This window comes from Paenarthrobacter sp. NPDC089322, assembly GCF_040684895.1.
In the GTDB taxonomy this organism is placed as follows: domain Bacteria; phylum Actinomycetota; class Actinomycetes; order Actinomycetales; family Micrococcaceae; genus Arthrobacter.
This window is the reverse complement of the sequence record NZ_JBFBGW010000017.1, coordinates 31,473-47,371: the sequence shown is the minus strand read 5'-3', so window position 1 is coordinate 47,371 and position 15,899 is coordinate 31,473. Positions and strand designations below refer to the sequence as shown.

Sequence of the window (15,899 nt, the reverse complement as noted above, 5' to 3'; positions counted from 1 at the left end):
CGCACCCACCAACTCAGGCCCCCACCTCCTCCTCGAATGCCGCCCGGCTCACCAGCACACTCTTCGGATCCCACCCAGGCCCTGGCATCGAAGAAATCAGCAGCTTCGTGTAACTGTGCTCAGGCGAGTTCAGTACCCGGTCAGTGGGACCTTGCTCCAGGATCGACCCCCGGTACATGACCAGCACATCGTCCGTGACCTCGGAAACCACAGCAAGGTCGTGGCTGACAAACAACAGCGCGATCCCGGAATCAGCGCGGATTTCATTCAAGAGCGAAAGGATCTGGGCCTGCACCGAGACGTCCAGCGCAGATACAGCTTCATCCAGCACCATCACTGACGGCTCTATCGCCAGGCACCGGGCAATCGCCACTCGCTGCCGCTGACCGCCACTGAGTTGATGTGGCTTGGACTCTCCATGCTTAGCCAACAAACCAACCTGATCCAGCAGGGCAGCAACACGCGCAGCACCGAACGGAAGGCCATGCAGTTTCATCGCCTGGTCCAAACACTGCGCCACCGTCAGCCGGCGATCCAGTGAACCGTAAGGATCCTGGAACACCATTTGGATGTCCTTGGCCCGCCGGAGCCGAGCGGAACGTCCCCGTTCCCGCGCCCCAAGTTGCCGTCCCCGCACGTGGATAGTGCCGGCGTCGGGCGTTTCAAGGCCCACCAACATACGGGCGATGGTGCTCTTACCCGATCCCGACTCCCCCACGAGTCCCAGCGAGCCGCCCGGCGAAATCGCAAAGCTGACGTTGTTGCAGGCCATCACTTCGCCCGCACCCACGCGGAACGCCTTACGCAGTCCGTCGACCTCCAGAACGTGCTCCCTCATGATGCCCTGCTTTCGGAATTGGGAAGGTGGCCAATGGCCGGAACGGCAGACAGCAGCCGACGAGTGTATTCGTGCTGGGCGCCATGGAAGAGGTCTGTGCCACGAAGTTCCTCAACGATCCGCCCGCGATACATCACGTAGACCCGGTCGCAGTAGGCCGCTGCGAGGTGGAGGTCGTGGGTGATGAGCAGGACGCCCAGCCCGCGCTCCGACTGAAGGTCGCGCAGGATCGCCAAAACTTCGGCCTGCGTGGTCACGTCCAATGCGCTCGTCGCCTCATCAGCCAGCAACAGTTTCGGCTGCCCAGTGAGAGCAGCAGCGATGACAACACGCTGAAGCATGCCCCCGGAAAGTTCATGCGGGTATTGCCGCATCCTCTCTTCCGGCTGCCGGATCCCAACAGCAGCAAGCAGCTCAAGCCCAGCAGCTGCCGCATCCGCACGCCTGACCCCCAGCACATGAATCAGCCTCTCCGTCAAGGAGTCACCAATCCGCCGGACCGGGTTGAGCGCTGCGCGGGGGTCCTGATGAATCATCGCGGCCTCCGAGGAGCGAACGCGGTGAAGCTCGGCTTGCGAGGCGTTCAGGACTTCCGTTCCGCTCACCGTGATGGAACCGTCGACGGCGGCCGTTTCGGGATACAGCCGCAGCACGGCTCTGGCGGTGGTGGACTTACCGGAACCGGACTCCCCCACGAGGCCCACCACTTCGCCGGCGTCAACGGAAAGGCTGACCTTGTCCAGAATCTGATGACTCAGGCCCTTCGCGGTGATCGTGAGGCTGAGATTATCTATGTCGAGCAGCATTTCCTACCTCTCAAACCGTGAGTTCAGGCGGTCGGACAACCGCACCCCCACCACGTTGACGGCCACCACGACTGCGGCGATGGCTGCACCGGGAACCAGTGTCGGCCAGATGTGGCCTTGGATGATGCCGGACTGGCCTTCCTGAACCATGAGTCCCCATTCGGAGCTGGGCGGCTGTGCACCGAAGCCGAGGAAGCTGAGCGTCGCAAGGCTCATGAGCCCTTCGCCGAAGAGCACTACGAGGTATCCGAGGAGCGGCGGGGTCAGGTTGGGAATGATGTAACGGACGCAGAGGAAGAACCCGCCCACGCCTTGCACGCGATACGCATCCACGTAGGGCCTCGCCATCTCCGCGAGCGCCAGGGACCGGGTGAACTTCGCAATGACGGGGGCGTAAGCCAGAGCAAGGGCGACGATCGCCGTCGCCGGCCCTTTCCCAAAGACGGCAATCACGAGAACCACGAACAGCAGCCCGGGGAAGGCGAACATGACGTCCGTGATGCGAGCCAGGAGGACATCGATCCAGCCACCGTTCCACGCGGCCACGGTTCCAATCGTCACGCCGAACACTGTGGCGAGCGCCAGGAGGGCGAGCGGGCCGAGCAGGGATTCCCGGGCACCGTGGATGAGCCGCGAGAAGAGGTCCTGGCCAACCTGATCGGTACCGAGCAGGTGTGCACCGCCCGGAGCCTGCCAGATTGCGGTGAAATCCACCGCGTTGCCTGCATAGGGAGCAACCCACGGCGCGAGCAAGGCCGCAACCACCACGACCATAAGGAAGCCAAGGCTCAGGAGGTACGGGACATCGCGCTTCTTCCTGCCGATGACAGGGGTGGACGCCAACGTGGACGTCGAGAGGGAGCTCATGATTTCTTGTCCTTTGCCTTGATGCGCGGATCAAGCAGTGGGTGGACCAAGTCCACCAGTGTGGTCACCACCATGTACGTGATGACCATGTAAAGGAGCACGGCCTGCACCACGGGAAAATCGTGGGTGTTGATGGCGTCTACCAGCAGCTTGCCCACCCCGCTGATTCCAAAGACACTTTCGACGACGACGGTCCCGGCCAGCATGCTGGCCACCACAAGCGCGACCATGGTCAGGATCGGTCCCCACGAGTTGCGCAGAACATGCCGGCGGATCAACTTCGCAGGTGCCAGCCCGAAGCTGCGGGCCGCTTCCACATGGTCCATGGAGAGCTGTTCCACCATTGACTGCCGGGTCACCCTGCTGACAATTGCGACGGCGCCGACGGCAAGTGCCACTGCGGGCAAGGCGAGGTGGTGCAGCCGGTCCAGTAACCCTTCGCCGGCTCCTGAGACGGGAAACCATCCCAGTTGCACGGAGAAGATGGACACCAACAGCAGGCCAATCACAAACGATGGAACTGATGCCGCGAGCGTCGTGGCTGCCGTGATGGAGGAGTCGGTGCGCTTGCCCTGCCGGAGCGCGGACAGGATACCCAAACCAACACCGGCAATGATGAACATCACCGATGCCATGGCCACCAAGGCAAGCGTGGCCGGAAGCCGGGTGGCCATCAGCTCAGCCACTGGCTGGTGGTACTGGAAAGACGTGCCGAGGTTCCCAATGAAGGCCTGGGAAGCCCACAGCCCGTACTGCACAATGAGCGGTTGATCGAGGTTGTACTGGGCCTCCACCTCGGCAACACGCTCAGGCGTCATGTTCTCCGGGTTACCGATCAGGAAGGTGACGGGATCTCCAGGCGCTGCATACATGGCGGCGAAGATGACGAACGAGCTCACCACCAAGGTCAGGATCATCCCCGCGATGCGGGTTGCTGCACGGATCATGGCGTCACTTCTTGCTGCTGCCGACGTCCGCGGCCCACGGGTAGTAGAGGAACGACGCCGACGACGGAGCCCCGGCGATGTCCTTGGACATGGCGATGGTTGCAGGCGTGTGTGCCACAGGGATCCAGACGGTGGCTTCAGCCCACTGCTTTTCCAGCTCAATGGCGAGCTTGGCGCGGGCAGCGTCGTCCGTGGTGGCCTGTGCTTCCTTGACCTTGTCGTCGTAGCCCTCGCCAGCGAACTTTACGAAGTTAACCCGGGCTGTGGATGCCCCGTTCTTGTAGAAGCCCACGGGGTCGTTCTTGGAGATGAAGTACTCGTCAGAGAAGAGGTCTGCCTGCCCGCGCAAGGCAGCGTCGGAATAGAAGTCACCGTACTGCTGGCGTGGGATGGTGACGATTTCGGCTTTCAAACCGATCTTCTGGGCTGCCTCCACCAGAGCGCTGGAGATGACGTTCCTGATGGAGTCGCCACTGTTCGCGACGACAATCGGTTCCGCAGGCACGCCGGCTTCCTGCACCAGCTTCCTGGCCTTTTCCAAGTCCTCGTTCGATGGTTGAGCCGGTGCGCCGGCCAAGGCGTCGTAGGCATTCTTAAAGGTGGGCTCTTCGTAGCCCCAGGCGCCCGGCCCAACCGGCGTCTTCCACGGCTTGGCCAGTCCGCCGAATGCAGCCTGGGCGATTCCTTGGCGGTTAAGGGCCAGTGACAGTGCCTGCCGGAGCCTTTCATCCTTGAGGGCACCGCGTTCCGTGGCGATGAGCGACCAAACATTGGTGGAAGGCCCCTGGGCGATCTGGACCTTGTCGCTCTTCTGCAAAGGCCCGGCCGTCGCTGGGCTGTCGAGGTAAGCGCCCTGGGCTTCGCCGCTTGTCAGGGCGTTGACTATTGCGTTGTCGTCGGCCCATCGGAAGGTGACACTGTTGGCAAGGGAAGCGTTGTCAGCGTCCCAGTAGTCAGCAGCCTTGGCGAGCGTGATGTTGGAACCTGCGGACCACTTCTCAAGTTTCAGGGGACCCGAGCAGGCGTCAGGAGCCGACGGCGACCCATAGTCGGCGCCTTGGGCTTCGACAACCTTGCGGTTCAGGACGATGCCGCCGTTGCCCGCCATGGCCTGGAGGAAGATGGCGTCGCGCTGCTTAAGCGTGACCGTGATTTCGTTGTCGCCCGTCTTCGCCATATTGGTGACATTGGCATACTCGTCGGATTCATCTGCGCCCTTGGCTCCGTGCCGTTGCATGCTCCAAAGCACGTCGTCGGCCGTCATTGGGGTGCCGTCGTGGAAGGTCACGTCCTTCCGCAGCGTGAACACAACGGTGGTGTCGGAGGTCCATTCAGCCTTTTCCGCGAGGTGGGGCGTGGTGGTCAGGTCGGGCTGAAGCTTCATCAGCCGTTCGCACACATTGGACATGATGGTGTTCTCAGCCGTGGAACTGTCGATGTCCAGGTCAAAGGTGGCCGGCTCCTGGGTAATCATCCAGGTGAATGAATCGATCGTGCCTGCGGCTTCAGAGGTAGTCGGGCCGAAGGAGACATCCGTTGGCGTGCTCTGCGCCTGCGGGCCTGCTGCGTTGCAGGCGCTCAGCGCAAGAGTGAAGACTGCTGCACCGGCAATGACGCCGGTTCGGGCGAAGGGCTTGAAGCTATCGTTGCGTTTCACAGTGATACCTCTGCAATGTTGGGATTGAAGGAGTCGTGGGCGGAACCAGGTCCGTCGTAGAGGTTCCAGGGCATGAGTTCGTAGTCGTGGTCGCATGGTGTTCCGTTTGTGACCAGGTAGTCGCCAGTGGTGAGGTCCACGCAACTGGAAAGCAGCGTGGACCACTGACGAACGCGAGGGCGGCGGGCGTCCGGGTGTGTGCAGACAGACTCGGGGAACCCGAGATGGTCTGACATTGCTGACTTGATGAGTTCACGGGACTGCAAAGTGCTTGTGGCAGTGCTGACCCGTTCCAGCCCTCGTCGTGCTTGGGGAACCCTGAAGAGGGAATCCACGGAGACGGGGCGGTAAGTGGCGGCCAATTGTGGTGGAATGAAGGCTTCGTAGTGGTTTCCATGGACCAGCAGTCCGGACTTGTCCGGATACATCCATCCGTTGCTGCCCGGAGTGGTTTCCACGTCGATGGAGAACCCGGAGCGGTGGGACAGCACGGCGTTGCTGGCAATGTGGGGCTTCTGGCGGAAGAGTATGTTCAACGCATCCGGCAGCTCCGACTGGTCCAGCACCATGCGCCGGATGAAAGTCTGGGGCATTCCCAGTTCGTCGTTGAACCGGCCTCCCAATCCGTTGGCGTTGAGAGCCAGGCCCGCGGAGTTGGCACCGTGACGGCCGATCTGGCCTGCCTCAACCTGCATGATCAGCGTGGGCTTGGGGTCTTGGACGACTCGTAGGATCACGACAGTGTCCTGGGCGCCGTGTCGCCAGTCCCAATTCTGGCCAACGTACATGTGGCCGTCGCCTGACGCTCCGTCTGTCAATACGAAGGACGTGCATCCGTCTACCGCATCCCGTTCGTCAGGTTCCCGTGCCTTGGCGAAGCCTGCGTCGTAGATGATCTCGCCACGAAGGTTCAGGACCATGATGTCCAAAACATCGCGGCCACTGCCTTCGGCAATGCCCCGCATTTCGGTCACCAAGTCCGGGGCCGTTTCCGTGCAAAGCCCCATCCACCGCTCCGCCCGGGTGCGCATCTGGTTCCAGGAGAGACCCGTCTGCTGCAGGAAGGCTTCGGTGTAGAAGTCGATGGCTTTGGTAATCAAATCTTCAGCAGCACTTCCATACTGCCTGCCCCGCTCCAGCGGAGGTCCTGAGACCTCCACGATCCGCAAGGATGCGCTGTTCATGTCCATCTGGCCTTTCAGTCGTTGTGGGCTCACAAGCATCCGTGGTCGAAAGGGGTATCTTTGGAACAACCGTTACAAGTGAGGGCGTCTTTAGAATGAACAATACATCCAATGTGACTTTTGTAACAGACGTTACGAAAAATCGTGGCCTGATTAATTTGCGCGGCCGGGTTCGCGAGCATTGGGACAAGCTCTCCAAGGCCGAACGGACGGTGAGCACGTTCCTTACCAACAGCTCTCCGGAACGGCTCCTCTACGCGAGCGCGCAGGAGCTCGGAGCCGAAAGTGGCACAAGTAGCGCCACGGTTGTACGTACTGTTCAGTCGCTCCAGTACTCCGGGCTGCAGGAGCTGAAAAGAGACATCGCCACCCCGTTCACCTCAACGGTGGCGCCGGAAGTACGCATGCAGCAACGCATCGACCACATGGGCGCCAGCATCGAGGAGATCTGGCAAAATGTCTGGTCCGAGGCAAAGGACCGCTTGGACCTGGCGTCCAGCGCAGACCCCGCAGACGCGACGGCTGCCGCCGTCGAACTTCTCATGAGGGGTACCGCAATCGTCAGTTACGGCGTGGGCGCCTCCGGCATTGCCGCACTCAACCTTGCCTTGCGCTGCAACAGGATCGGTCGCCGCGCAAGGTGCATCTCGAGTGATGGGTTCCGGTTGGCAGATGACCTGCTCCAACTCGGCAGCCAGGAAGTGGTGGTGGTCTTCGCGCCGGGCCGCGTGACCGTGGACGTCGAGGTACTCCTGAAGCGGGCGCGCGCGGTGGGTGCCTCCTCGATCCTATTGACGGACGAACCCGACTCCGCGCTCCATGATCTATCCGACGTCGTCATCCTCGCGCCACACACGCCAACGGGCATGACGACAGAGGCGCTTCCTTCGATCGTTTTGAGCGATGTCCTGGTTCAGGCTTTGGTTTCCGTTGACCACGAGCAGGCTGTGGAGTCATCACACCAGCTCACGTCACTGCGGGAGCAGTTGGGTTACTGACTTTACTGCCTGCCCAGGAGCAAATCCGCCGCTTCCAACCCCGCGCGGATCTTTTCCTGGTCTTCCGAATCCCAGGGGCCAGAAGCAGCCAGGGGAATCTCTGTGATGAAGCGTCTCTCTTCCCGGGGAATCCTGGCCGCCACGATTTCGGGAGTGTTTGCTGCCGCCGCGTAGAGTTTGGGGCCGTCAGCATAGAAGGGGTCGGTCAAAACCAGGTGGCCGTTGCCTGCGCGCATGATATTGCTTGGGTTGTCGTCCAAGGGGCCGCACCATGGGAGTTCCTTTTGGGCCCGCTCGTGGACGCTTTGCAGGACGTGTCTAAGAGCGGCAAGTTCGCTGCTGCCCGACGTGAGCTCCTGCCAGAATCCAACTGCGTCCTCGTAGGTCACTGGGCTGAGCCATTCCATCAGCTGAAGGTCACCGCCGCCCGCCAAGCGGCGATGGACATACAGTTTCGGGACTTGTCCGGTGCCTGCGGCCTCGCGGTACAGAGCAGCCGTGAACGGCCCTACCGGATCAAAGGCACTAACCCGCGCAACGGCGCTTCCATCCGGGGAACGGAGGGCCGTCGCCCAGTCGCCGGCACCGCAGAACTCCCAGCCTCCCCCGCGCAGGGCTCGCTCCACGTCGCGGTGGTTTGGCCACGTACCGAGTGACTCAAGGAGTGATTCCAACTCGCCTGCACTGGTCATGATCTTGAGTATTCCACCTCAGCTGCACGGCGAACCAGTTGTCCGTCCGGGTGAGAGGGAGTGCCCTTTCGGGGGCACCAGCAACCGATGGATTGTGCACCCACTGGGCTATCTGCTCCAAGGATGACTGTCAACGGCTATTTGGGGAGCGGTGAACTCGTCGTCGTTCATATAGGTCCGTGTCACTATGCCGAAGTCGTAATGTGATGCAAATCACACTTATCGTATTAGGCGGACGAATGCCGTCAATGCGCGGGAAAGAGTATGTGCTTGAAGTCCAATCTCAGTCGAGACAAACACGCCAACCCCCTTGTAGTCCACTCTCACTTGTAACCACTCAAGTTCAATGGTAGGCACTACATATCTGGAGCACGAGGCTTCGGTGAGTGTATTGGGGAATATATTGGGGACCCGTTTTTCGAAAACAGCAGTTTCGACCGCAACGGCAATGGCATTGGCCGGCACAATTGTCTTGTCTGCCGCGGGGCAATCATCTGCGGCGATCGACGGCATGACAAACAATTGGTCCAATTGGTGGGCAGCACACGCTGAAGTTGAGATTTACAATGGCAGCAGCCGCCTTCAATCCGTAGCCCACTTAGGCAATGTTTGGTATTACGGCGCACCTTCGTGGTCCTACTCTCGCGCCCATGTAGACGGCTACAGCTGGACGCACGAAGCGTACCAGATACGCATCGCCTAGAAGAAGAGCCCCGAGCGATGACTTTAGAGAAGATCAGATTCTTTGTAGCTATAGCGCTCGTGGCTTGCTCAGTCCCCTTGCTTGCAGCCTGTTCAGGCGGTGAGCAAGGGGCTTCCGAGCGGCGGCACATAGCGAACAATTTCACAGAGCTTGTTGACATGGCCCTGAAAGATCCCACTCTCCACGAATTCGACAAGGATGTCTTACAACGAGCCAAAGTCTCGGGACGCATTGAGCAAGCTGACTATGACGAAGCGTATAGTCGTTTCGCACAATGCATGGCATCTGCAAGTAAGCCCGTTGAGCTAAGTAAGCTGAGCAATGGTCTCTATCGCGTGGAGAATACACCTCTCGCTGATGGCGAGTCTGTTCAGTCAGCTATGTCAATCACGATTAAGTGCCAAGAAGGGACCATTAACGAGATCGGTGAGCTCTTCGGTATTCAGCAAGGAAATCCTGAACTGCTGGCCAATGCCGACGAAGTTGCCTACAAGTGTCTGGCCGCAAAGGGAATATTTGATTCAAGCTTCTCTCAAGAGGAATTAGAGAAGGCACTAAATGAGCCTGGAGGCGATAACTCCAGCGTAGAAGACCGGCTACCGTTCGACCCCTACGGTGAGGAAGCACAGGCCTGCTTCATAGGGGCCAACATCGTTTTGGGGAAAGGAACAGAGGAGGCGTGTCAAATACGCCCTGGTTGTCATACGTGCTTGTTGGCGCCTCGAGTGCGGCCGTGGCCGTCGTCTCCATGTTTGGAGCGACGGCCTTCGGCCCGCCCAGCACGCTACGCCCGGCTGATGAAGCAACTTCCGCTGCTGTCGTCATGAGCGAATATCGAGATGAGCGCACCGTAGCGGCGGAAGTCGAGGCAGCACAGCCGGTTGAAGCCTCGCTGGGGATCGCAGGCACGGTCACATCATCGGTTTGTGTGGCTGGTAGTGAGATCAGATCAGGCCGAGTAGTGGCTTCACTAAGTGGCCGTCCGGTGCTTGGTTTGCATTCCGCGGTGCCCTTTTACAGGGACATTGGCCCAGGAACTGTAGGAGCCGATGTCGACGCCCTCCGGGCGCAACTCATACGAATGGGTTTTGGCGTTCCGGCTACTGGCGCCTACGAGGCTGACCTTAAGGCCGCCATCCTCAAAGTCCAAACCGATCTTGCACTGAAGCACCGCGACGGGGTCCTCCATCAGGACGAGACGCTCTGGCTCCCTGCTGAGGAAGCCCGGGTGAAGTCGTGCAATGCGCTGCTCGGCTCGCAGTACACTCCAGGTTCCCCGTTCTTCACCATTGTTGGCTCTGTGACCAGCGTGCATGTCGTCTTTTCTACCGGGCAGCCACCGGCTGCAGGTGCCAGAACCGTTACCTTCGGAAACGTCTCCGCCCCCATGAATGCTGACGGCACGGTCACAGATCCGGTCCTTCTGGCGGAAGTCTCAAGCAGCCCTGATTTCGCTGAGTTGCAATCTAGCACAAGCCCGAAGCCCTTGAGTATCAAAACTGCATTAAGCTCTCCACTTGAAGTGGCAAAAATTCCCCTCGCCGGGGTCTCCGGCGCCCATAGGGACATCGCATGCGTCAAGTCAACGGACGGCACGACTTTACAGATCACAATCGCCGGGTCTAGCGCCGGGTCCGTGCTCGCTAGCTTTCAAAGGACAGTGCCCAAGGAAATTTTCCTGGGGAAAGCAATCGAAGAAAAGGAATGCCCATGAAGGCGCGGGAAAGATCGCAGGCCTCTCCCGCGCGGGTGACGCTCAATCACTTGGGACACGGATTCGAACCTGGTCGGTATCTGTTTCGTGATTTGGATGCAGAGTTCACCGCCAACACTGTGAGGGGATTGAGGGGACCGTCGGGTTCGGGAAAATCAACGCTCCTGTCGATAATTGCCGGTTGGGAAATTCCAAAGGAAGGTCACGTCGAGCGCACAGGCATCTCTAACGTCCGATGGGTTTTTCAGAACCCGCTAGGTGTTCCACAGAGGACAGCGCTTGATCACGTCGCCCTTTCCTATCTGGCCACAGGGCTATCCCGTGTGAGCAGCGAGAAACTGGCCCTCCAAAGATTGACGGACTTCGGGCTGCAGGCGAGTGCGAACAAAGCCTTTGCGCTCCTCTCTGGTGGAGAGGCACAGCGACTGATGCTCGCCAGGGCCGTGGCCGGCCACCCTGACCTCATTCTGGTCGACGAGCCGACAGCTCAACTCGATCGAGCCATGGCTGGTACCGTCAACTCCGTTCTTGCCGAACTCGCCCAAAGCGGCGCGGTAGTCATCGTCGCCAGCCATGACCAAGACACACTGAGCGCCTGCTCGGATGTTCTGGACCTCTCATTGCCTGGTGCAGAAAATGCCGAACTGTGATGCGCGGCAGTGTGATCTTCCGGGAAGCATGGATCAACATACAAAGCGGCGCCGCTAAGGCAGGCTGGCTCGGCGTGGCACTCATCCTGGCGATAGGGCTAACATCAATCGCAGAGCTGCGGACTGTCTCCGCACTGGATTACCGCGCCAGGGAATACCACGCGGCCGGGGCATCAATTCGCATTCTTAAGACTGAGTCCAGTGTCGACCCGCAACGGTGTGACGCTCTCGTGAAGACAAGTGGCATCCAGACAGCCGGAGCACTGACGACTGCTGATCCTATCGGCATCTCCAGCCTGCCCGGAGTGACAACCCCCGCATTCGCAACGACGCTCGGCTTCCAAACCGTGCTTGGCCTGGACACAGCATTGAACCAAGGCGTGCTCATTTCTGAACCTCTCGCGCAGCGCTGGAAAGTCCGCGCCGGGGATACCCTGGAGACTGACCAAGGTCCCATTGACGTCGCCGCAATCTTTCCCTACCCCGAGGATGATGGAAGGGATAGCCGCCTTACCAACGCTGTCCTCATCCCGTCTTTGGGGGAGGGGCTGTTTGACGAATGCTGGGCCGACGTATGGCCATCGACCGCCGCGTTTGACCCCTTGCTTCGCGCCTCCCAAGGCGCCGGGACCGTCGAAGCAGCAACGACTGTTTCAATTCTGAACCCCACCCTCGGGCTGGTATTCACAGGCGCCGAGGAATATCAGAACAGGCTTACACGGTACGCGCCTGTAACCTCCGCCGCGCTCGGACTTGCCATCGGATTCATGGGAGGCGCGCGCCGGCGACTTGAGTACGCCTCTTCACTTCATGCAGGCGTCGCATCCCAGGACCTAACTCTTATCGCGCTGGTCGAATCAGCGCTCTGGTCGGGAAGCGCCGGCGCCTTGGGCACGGCAGGCATCCTTCTAGGCGCGCGATACGGAGAACCAATGGTCGCCGGGTCTCTCATTGGACACCTCCTCACAATAGGAGCCTTGGGTGCCTTGGGCGCTATCACCGGCAGCCTCCTGCCTGCCACCCTCAGCCGCGAGAATCGCCTCTTCAAGTATTTCAAGGAACGAAACTAGACCTACTAGGGGCACTGACCCTTTACCCCGGAAGCGCCCCCTCCGGAACCTCCGCCTCCCACCGCAACAGGTCCCCCGGCTGGCACTCCAGCACTTCGCACAGCGCCTCCAGGGTCGTAAAGCGAACCGCCTTCGCCCGTCCGTTCTTCAACACGGCCAAGTTGGCCGGGGTGATCCCCACCCGCTCGGCAAGCACCCCCACGGGCATCTTCCGCTTTGCCAGCATGACGTCGATGTCCACGATGATCGGCATCAGATCACCTCGTCGAGCTCGGCGCGCATACCGGCGGCTTCGACGTCCCGTGCCACGGCCTGTGCCAGCAACGTTCGCAAGACCAGCACAACAAGCGCCACGCCGCCGATTATCAAAGCCGCGCCGCAGATCAACAGCACAATTCCAGGGGCGGTGCCGCCCGGCGCCAACAGCACGGCAATAAGGAAAACCAGCACCGCCGCAACGGAGACAGCCCAAAAAATGATGTCCACAAACCGGAAAGCTCCATGGGAAAAGACTGTCCCCCGCCGTACCATCGTCAGCAGCCGCCACACGCACACGGCCACCACCTGAACGCACAGAATTCCCAGCACCACGATGACCAGGAATGCGATCCGCAGGTTGTCGGGCGCCCCAGCCTCCGCCAGATCCGTGGACAGCAGCGGCACCATCCAAACCTGTACAAACAAAGAGCCGGCCAGCACCATCGCAATCACCACTCGCAGCGCGAGGATTGTCAGCTTTCCCATGGACTCACTCCTGTATCGATCAACAATGAGATTCTATCGAAATTCGATTGCAAGGCAAGGCGCGTAGAAATAGTCAGCTTGCTGATCATTCCGAACTTCCCTAGGCTTGAACGGGTCAAGACAAACAACTCTCGCAGCATCGGCATGCGCCCTGCGGCCGCTCCAGCAGCCCGCCCAGCAGGGAAACCAGCCGAAACAAGAGGAGGAACAATGTCAGAGCACAGCATCACAGGCAAGAAGGTCGCATTCCTGCTGACAGACGGAGTAGAGCAGGTTGAGCTGACCAGCCCATGGCAGGCAGTCAAGGACGCCGGTGGCGAACCCACCCTCATCGCCCCCTCCAAGGGCAAGATCCAAGGCTTCAACGGCGTCGAGAAGGGTGACACCTTCGACGTCGACCTCGCAGTGGCCGACGCCAATGCGTCCGACTTCGACGCCCTGGTCCTTCCAGGCGGCGTGGTGAATGCCGACCACCTGCGCGTCGACAAGGACGCCCAGAACTTCACACGATCCTTCTTCGAGCAGCATAAGCCGGTCGCCTCGATCTGCCACGGCCCGTGGATCCTCATCGATGCCGGCGTCATCAAAGGCCGCAGCGTCACCTCGTACCACACGCTCCAAACGGACCTCCGTAACGCGGGCGCCAACTGGAGCGACGAGGAAGTCGTGGTCGACCAAGGCCTCGTCACAAGCCGCAACCCGGACGATCTCCCCGCCTTCAACAGCAAGGTCGTGGAGGAGATTTCCGAAGGCCAGCACGCCGGCCAGACCGCTTAGCGGTCCCCCGCACGACCCGCACGCGGCGAGTGCCGCCGTCGTACTTTTGCAAGAGGTGCGACGGCGGCACTCGCCGCGCCCACCCACGTCACCTAAGAAAAACCCCAGTTAATTACACCGTCGTAATGTTGCGCAGGTCACATTCGATGCCTAGGCTGGGGGACGCTGCAGCGTGGCAGCACACCGACGAAAGGCAGTAAATGGCCAGCGACAAGCTCTCCGTAGTTGTTCGCGTCGACGTAGACGGCGAACAGATCCAGATCGCAGCAACCGGTCGCGTCACCACCACATCCATCCGTGGGCTCTACCCGGTAGTTCAGCGAACCAAGAGCCTCGGGGGCGGACTGGACGTCGAGATGGACCTTTCCGAAGCAACCGTTGAAGCCGACGCGCTGGACGAGCTGCGGATGTACGCCGAGCTTTACGAAGTACCCGTTCGCCTCAACCCCGAACACGCCAACGTCACCACACTGCCGAGCCGCCGCCTGGCAACGGCCGGTCAGGCCGCCTGAACCGCACGCCGTTCACGAGACACAGTGCCGCCGTCGAAACTTTCGACGGCGGCACTTATTTCTGGGGCAAGGGCGGACGCAATGTACTCCTTTGCATATATGCAACGACTGAAGTCATCTTGCATATATGCAACAGCAGGATCAAAATTGCATATATGCAAGCACTGCTCCGAGCCGCCATTCGCGACAGCACGTTCAGCCGCACAGAGTTGGCGCGCAGGGCCGGCGTGTCCTCGTCGACGATCACCCGCATCGAGAAGGGCGACGTGGACCCAACCTTGGGAATGGCGGCCCGGATTCTCGCTGCAGCGGGCTTGCAATTTACTCCCCGCCTAGAGCCACTGAGTGACCCGCAGGCCCTGCGATCCGCCCGGGCCATACTTGATAGCACCTTCACTCCCAAAGCCGATCCCGAATCGCTCGCCACTTTGAAGCGCTGGGCAAGCAAGGACGGATCGCCCCGCCCTCGGTCGCTGGCAAAGGAGGCGGGTCTTGCGGCTCCTCCAGGCAGCAGACCTGGCGCTCTCACATCAACCACGGATTGGAATTTCCTCCGACTCTGCTCTGCAGTTGCCGCTACCCGTAAGGGCTGGGCAGTGAGTGGCTCGCCTGCGGCTACCCGAATAGGAGCCCAGGAGATAGCGGGACCCGTCATCCTCTATGTGGAAGAACCGGAGCGCATCCGAAGCATCATTTCCAGGTCCGGGGTAACGGGGCAGGAGGTCATATTGCTACCACTGGACGAAACGAGCGAAGCCGGAGTTTGGAAGGACGAAGGCATCGTTTGGGCGGACCCCATTCAAGTCATTTTGGATTGTTACGGTATGCCTGAGACGCGCCAGCAGGCTGAGGAACTGACGCAAGACTGGGAGGGAACGAATGACTGAATCGAACTGGGCGGTCGAATCCAGCCGATACAAGAAGGCGCCTGGCACCGTCAGGCGACCGTTGGCACCTTCGCCATTCCCGGATGCAACGCGCTCAGGCCAGTTGCCGGATCTGGGCTTTACATGGGATTCCGCTTCCGTCCCGTGGGAGTTGATGAATGCGATGGAGGTTCCCAGGGCGCTGGCACGCTTCCAAAGTCAGCTCGCTGGGCACGTTTGGGACGCTGCTGCCCTGGAAGGAAACCCGTACACCTTTCCCGAAGTTCAGACATTGCTTGAGGGCGTCACTGTCGGAGGACACAGGCTGGACGACGAGAAGCAGGTGCTTGCCCTTGCCGACTCCACTCGAACACTGCACGACTTGGTACAGGACGGCACCTTCCAACCCACCAAAGACGTGTCCGACCTGATTCACGGCTTAGTGGCGCCGCATGAAGCAATCGAAGCAGGCCACTTCCGGGGAGAGGGGTCTGTTCGCGGTGGCGGCACAGTCAACTTGGGTGAGTACGGAACTTTCTCTGCGACTCCGTGCGAGGACGATGGAGAGGCACTGCGCAATGAGTATGTGCGAGGGCTTGCCCGCCTGTCGTCGATCCCGGATCCCGTGGAGCGAGCCGTTGCATACTTCTGTTTCGGCACGCGCCGTCAGTTCTACTTCGACGGCAACAAGCGAACATCGCGTCTCATGATGAACGGCATTCTCCTAAGCTCGGGCCACGATGCTATTTCGATTCCCTTCAGTCGCAGGCTGGAATTCAACCAGCATCTAATCACCCTCTTCCTGGACGCGAATGCAACTCCGCTGATGGAATTCATTATCGACTGCCGACCAGCGGACTAAGTGAACTCACCG

The 15,899-nt window shown here is 60.4% G+C and carries 18 protein-coding genes; 9 read left to right on the top strand and 9 right to left on the bottom strand.

The features are described 5' to 3' along the window. Window positions 1-13 precede the first annotated feature (13 nt). The 6 genes from AB0N65_RS15855 to AB0N65_RS15830 are packed head-to-tail and all read right to left on the bottom strand — an operon-like array spanning window position 14 to window position 6,299. Entirely contained in the window at window positions 14-838 is an 825-nt protein-coding gene (locus AB0N65_RS15855; RefSeq protein WP_364163521.1) for an ATP-binding cassette domain-containing protein, read from the bottom strand. Beyond that, on the bottom strand, window positions 835-1,644 hold the full coding sequence (locus AB0N65_RS15850; RefSeq protein WP_364163518.1) for an ABC transporter ATP-binding protein: 810 nt from the start codon (window positions 1,642-1,644) through the stop codon (window positions 835-837). The genes AB0N65_RS15855 and AB0N65_RS15850 overlap by 4 nt, the downstream gene beginning before the upstream one ends. 3 nt (window positions 1,645-1,647) lie before the next feature. Continuing rightward, entirely contained in the window at window positions 1,648-2,511 is an 864-nt protein-coding gene (locus AB0N65_RS15845) for an ABC transporter permease (protein ID WP_364163515.1), read from the bottom strand. Next, complete coding sequence (locus AB0N65_RS15840; protein WP_364163513.1) at window positions 2,508-3,458, bottom strand: ABC transporter permease; 951 nt, start codon at window positions 3,456-3,458, stop codon at window positions 2,508-2,510. The genes AB0N65_RS15845 and AB0N65_RS15840 overlap by 4 nt, the downstream gene beginning before the upstream one ends. Before the next feature lie 4 nt (window positions 3,459-3,462). Beyond that, window positions 3,463-5,115: an ABC transporter substrate-binding protein gene (locus AB0N65_RS15835; RefSeq protein ID WP_364163510.1), complete on the bottom strand. Its 1,653-nt coding sequence runs from the start codon at window positions 5,113-5,115 to the stop codon at window positions 3,463-3,465. After that, the gene (locus AB0N65_RS15830; protein WP_364163507.1) at window positions 5,112-6,299 is read right to left on the bottom strand and encodes a C45 family peptidase; all 1,188 of its coding nucleotides are present in this window, start codon (window positions 6,297-6,299) and stop codon (window positions 5,112-5,114) included. The genes AB0N65_RS15835 and AB0N65_RS15830 overlap by 4 nt, the downstream gene beginning before the upstream one ends. Window positions 6,300-6,394: 95 nt before the next feature. On the opposite strand from AB0N65_RS15830, the gene AB0N65_RS15825 reads away from it, so the two are divergent. Then, window positions 6,395-7,297, top strand: a complete 903-nt coding sequence (locus AB0N65_RS15825) for a MurR/RpiR family transcriptional regulator (protein ID WP_364163505.1) — start codon at window positions 6,395-6,397, stop codon at window positions 7,295-7,297. 2 nt (window positions 7,298-7,299) lie between these two features. On the opposite strand, the gene AB0N65_RS15820 is transcribed toward AB0N65_RS15825, so the two are convergent. Beyond that, a complete protein-coding gene (locus AB0N65_RS15820) occupies window positions 7,300-7,989 on the bottom strand; it encodes a hypothetical protein (protein ID WP_364163503.1) in 690 nt (229 codons plus the stop codon). 720 nt (window positions 7,990-8,709) lie between these two features. Between AB0N65_RS15820 and AB0N65_RS15815 the strand changes: the two genes are divergently transcribed. Genes AB0N65_RS15815 through AB0N65_RS15800 form a run of 4 tightly spaced genes read left to right on the top strand, consistent with a single transcriptional unit; the run spans window position 8,710 to window position 12,126 of the window. After that, window positions 8,710-9,519: a hypothetical protein gene (locus AB0N65_RS15815; RefSeq protein ID WP_364163501.1), complete on the top strand. Its 810-nt coding sequence runs from the start codon at window positions 8,710-8,712 to the stop codon at window positions 9,517-9,519. After that, window positions 9,516-10,406 (top strand): hypothetical protein, encoded by an 891-nt coding sequence (locus AB0N65_RS15810; protein ID WP_364163499.1) that lies wholly within the window; start codon window positions 9,516-9,518, stop codon window positions 10,404-10,406. The genes AB0N65_RS15815 and AB0N65_RS15810 overlap by 4 nt, the downstream gene beginning before the upstream one ends. Then, window positions 10,403-11,056, top strand: a complete 654-nt coding sequence (locus AB0N65_RS15805; protein WP_364163496.1) for an ATP-binding cassette domain-containing protein — start codon at window positions 10,403-10,405, stop codon at window positions 11,054-11,056. Before AB0N65_RS15810 ends, AB0N65_RS15805 begins: the two co-directional genes overlap by 4 nt. Continuing rightward, the gene (locus AB0N65_RS15800; protein WP_364163493.1) at window positions 11,053-12,126 is read left to right on the top strand and encodes a hypothetical protein; all 1,074 of its coding nucleotides are present in this window, start codon (window positions 11,053-11,055) and stop codon (window positions 12,124-12,126) included. The genes AB0N65_RS15805 and AB0N65_RS15800 overlap by 4 nt, the downstream gene beginning before the upstream one ends. A 22-nt stretch (window positions 12,127-12,148) precedes the next feature. On the opposite strand, the gene AB0N65_RS15795 is transcribed toward AB0N65_RS15800, so the two are convergent. After that, on the bottom strand, window positions 12,149-12,379 hold the full coding sequence (locus tag AB0N65_RS15795; protein ID WP_364163490.1) for a helix-turn-helix transcriptional regulator: 231 nt from the start codon (window positions 12,377-12,379) through the stop codon (window positions 12,149-12,151). Further along, window positions 12,379-12,870, bottom strand: coding sequence for a DUF2975 domain-containing protein (locus AB0N65_RS15790; protein WP_364163487.1), 492 nt, complete (start codon window positions 12,868-12,870; stop codon window positions 12,379-12,381). Before AB0N65_RS15790 ends, AB0N65_RS15795 begins: the two co-directional genes overlap by 1 nt. A gap of 210 nt (window positions 12,871-13,080) precedes the next feature. Between AB0N65_RS15790 and AB0N65_RS15785 the strand changes: the two genes are divergently transcribed. The 4 genes from AB0N65_RS15785 to AB0N65_RS15770 all read left to right on the top strand — a co-directional run bounded on the left by AB0N65_RS15785 (window position 13,081) and on the right by AB0N65_RS15770 (window position 15,887). Beyond that, window positions 13,081-13,647 carry a type 1 glutamine amidotransferase domain-containing protein gene (locus AB0N65_RS15785; protein ID WP_364163484.1) on the top strand — a complete coding sequence of 189 codons (567 nt, stop codon included), beginning with the start codon at window positions 13,081-13,083 and terminating at the stop codon, window positions 13,645-13,647. Window positions 13,648-13,847: 200 nt separating this feature from the next. Further along, window positions 13,848-14,159, top strand: coding sequence for a hypothetical protein (locus AB0N65_RS15780; RefSeq protein ID WP_364163481.1), 312 nt, complete (start codon window positions 13,848-13,850; stop codon window positions 14,157-14,159). A gap of 155 nt (window positions 14,160-14,314) precedes the next feature. Next, entirely contained in the window at window positions 14,315-15,046 is a 732-nt protein-coding gene (locus AB0N65_RS15775) for a helix-turn-helix domain-containing protein (RefSeq protein ID WP_364163478.1), read from the top strand. Beyond that, window positions 15,039-15,887 (top strand): hypothetical protein, encoded by an 849-nt coding sequence (locus AB0N65_RS15770; RefSeq protein ID WP_364163475.1) that lies wholly within the window; start codon window positions 15,039-15,041, stop codon window positions 15,885-15,887. Before AB0N65_RS15775 ends, AB0N65_RS15770 begins: the two co-directional genes overlap by 8 nt. The last annotated feature ends 12 nt before the right edge of the window (window positions 15,888-15,899 follow it).

Excerpts from the sequence above, each read along its gene's own strand:
- AB0N65_RS15855 (WP_364163521.1), bottom strand. The coding sequence starts at position 838 with ATGAGGGAGCACGTTCTGGAGGTCGACGGACTGCGTAAGGCGTTCCGC.
- AB0N65_RS15850 (WP_364163518.1), bottom strand. The coding sequence starts at position 1,644 with ATGCTGCTCGACATAGATAATCTCAGCCTCACGATCACCGCGAAGGGC.
- AB0N65_RS15845 (WP_364163515.1), bottom strand. The coding sequence starts at position 2,511 with ATGAGCTCCCTCTCGACGTCCACGTTGGCGTCCACCCCTGTCATCGGC.
- AB0N65_RS15840 (WP_364163513.1), bottom strand. The coding sequence starts at position 3,458 with ATGATCCGTGCAGCAACCCGCATCGCGGGGATGATCCTGACCTTGGTG.
- AB0N65_RS15830 (WP_364163507.1), bottom strand. The coding sequence starts at position 6,299 with ATGAACAGCGCATCCTTGCGGATCGTGGAGGTCTCAGGACCTCCGCTG.
- AB0N65_RS15825 (WP_364163505.1), top strand. The coding sequence starts at position 6,395 with ATGAACAATACATCCAATGTGACTTTTGTAACAGACGTTACGAAAAAT.
- AB0N65_RS15820 (WP_364163503.1), bottom strand. The coding sequence starts at position 7,989 with ATGACCAGTGCAGGCGAGTTGGAATCACTCCTTGAGTCACTCGGTACG.
- AB0N65_RS15815 (WP_364163501.1), top strand. The coding sequence starts at position 8,710 with ATGACTTTAGAGAAGATCAGATTCTTTGTAGCTATAGCGCTCGTGGCT.
- AB0N65_RS15810 (WP_364163499.1), top strand. The coding sequence starts at position 9,516 with ATGAGCGAATATCGAGATGAGCGCACCGTAGCGGCGGAAGTCGAGGCA.
- AB0N65_RS15805 (WP_364163496.1), top strand. The coding sequence starts at position 10,403 with ATGAAGGCGCGGGAAAGATCGCAGGCCTCTCCCGCGCGGGTGACGCTC.
- AB0N65_RS15795 (WP_364163490.1), bottom strand. The coding sequence starts at position 12,379 with ATGCCGATCATCGTGGACATCGACGTCATGCTGGCAAAGCGGAAGATG.
- AB0N65_RS15790 (WP_364163487.1), bottom strand. The coding sequence starts at position 12,870 with ATGGGAAAGCTGACAATCCTCGCGCTGCGAGTGGTGATTGCGATGGTG.
- AB0N65_RS15785 (WP_364163484.1), top strand. The coding sequence starts at position 13,081 with ATGTCAGAGCACAGCATCACAGGCAAGAAGGTCGCATTCCTGCTGACA.
- AB0N65_RS15780 (WP_364163481.1), top strand. The coding sequence starts at position 13,848 with ATGGCCAGCGACAAGCTCTCCGTAGTTGTTCGCGTCGACGTAGACGGC.
- AB0N65_RS15775 (WP_364163478.1), top strand. The coding sequence starts at position 14,315 with ATGCAAGCACTGCTCCGAGCCGCCATTCGCGACAGCACGTTCAGCCGC.
- AB0N65_RS15770 (WP_364163475.1), top strand. The coding sequence starts at position 15,039 with ATGACTGAATCGAACTGGGCGGTCGAATCCAGCCGATACAAGAAGGCG.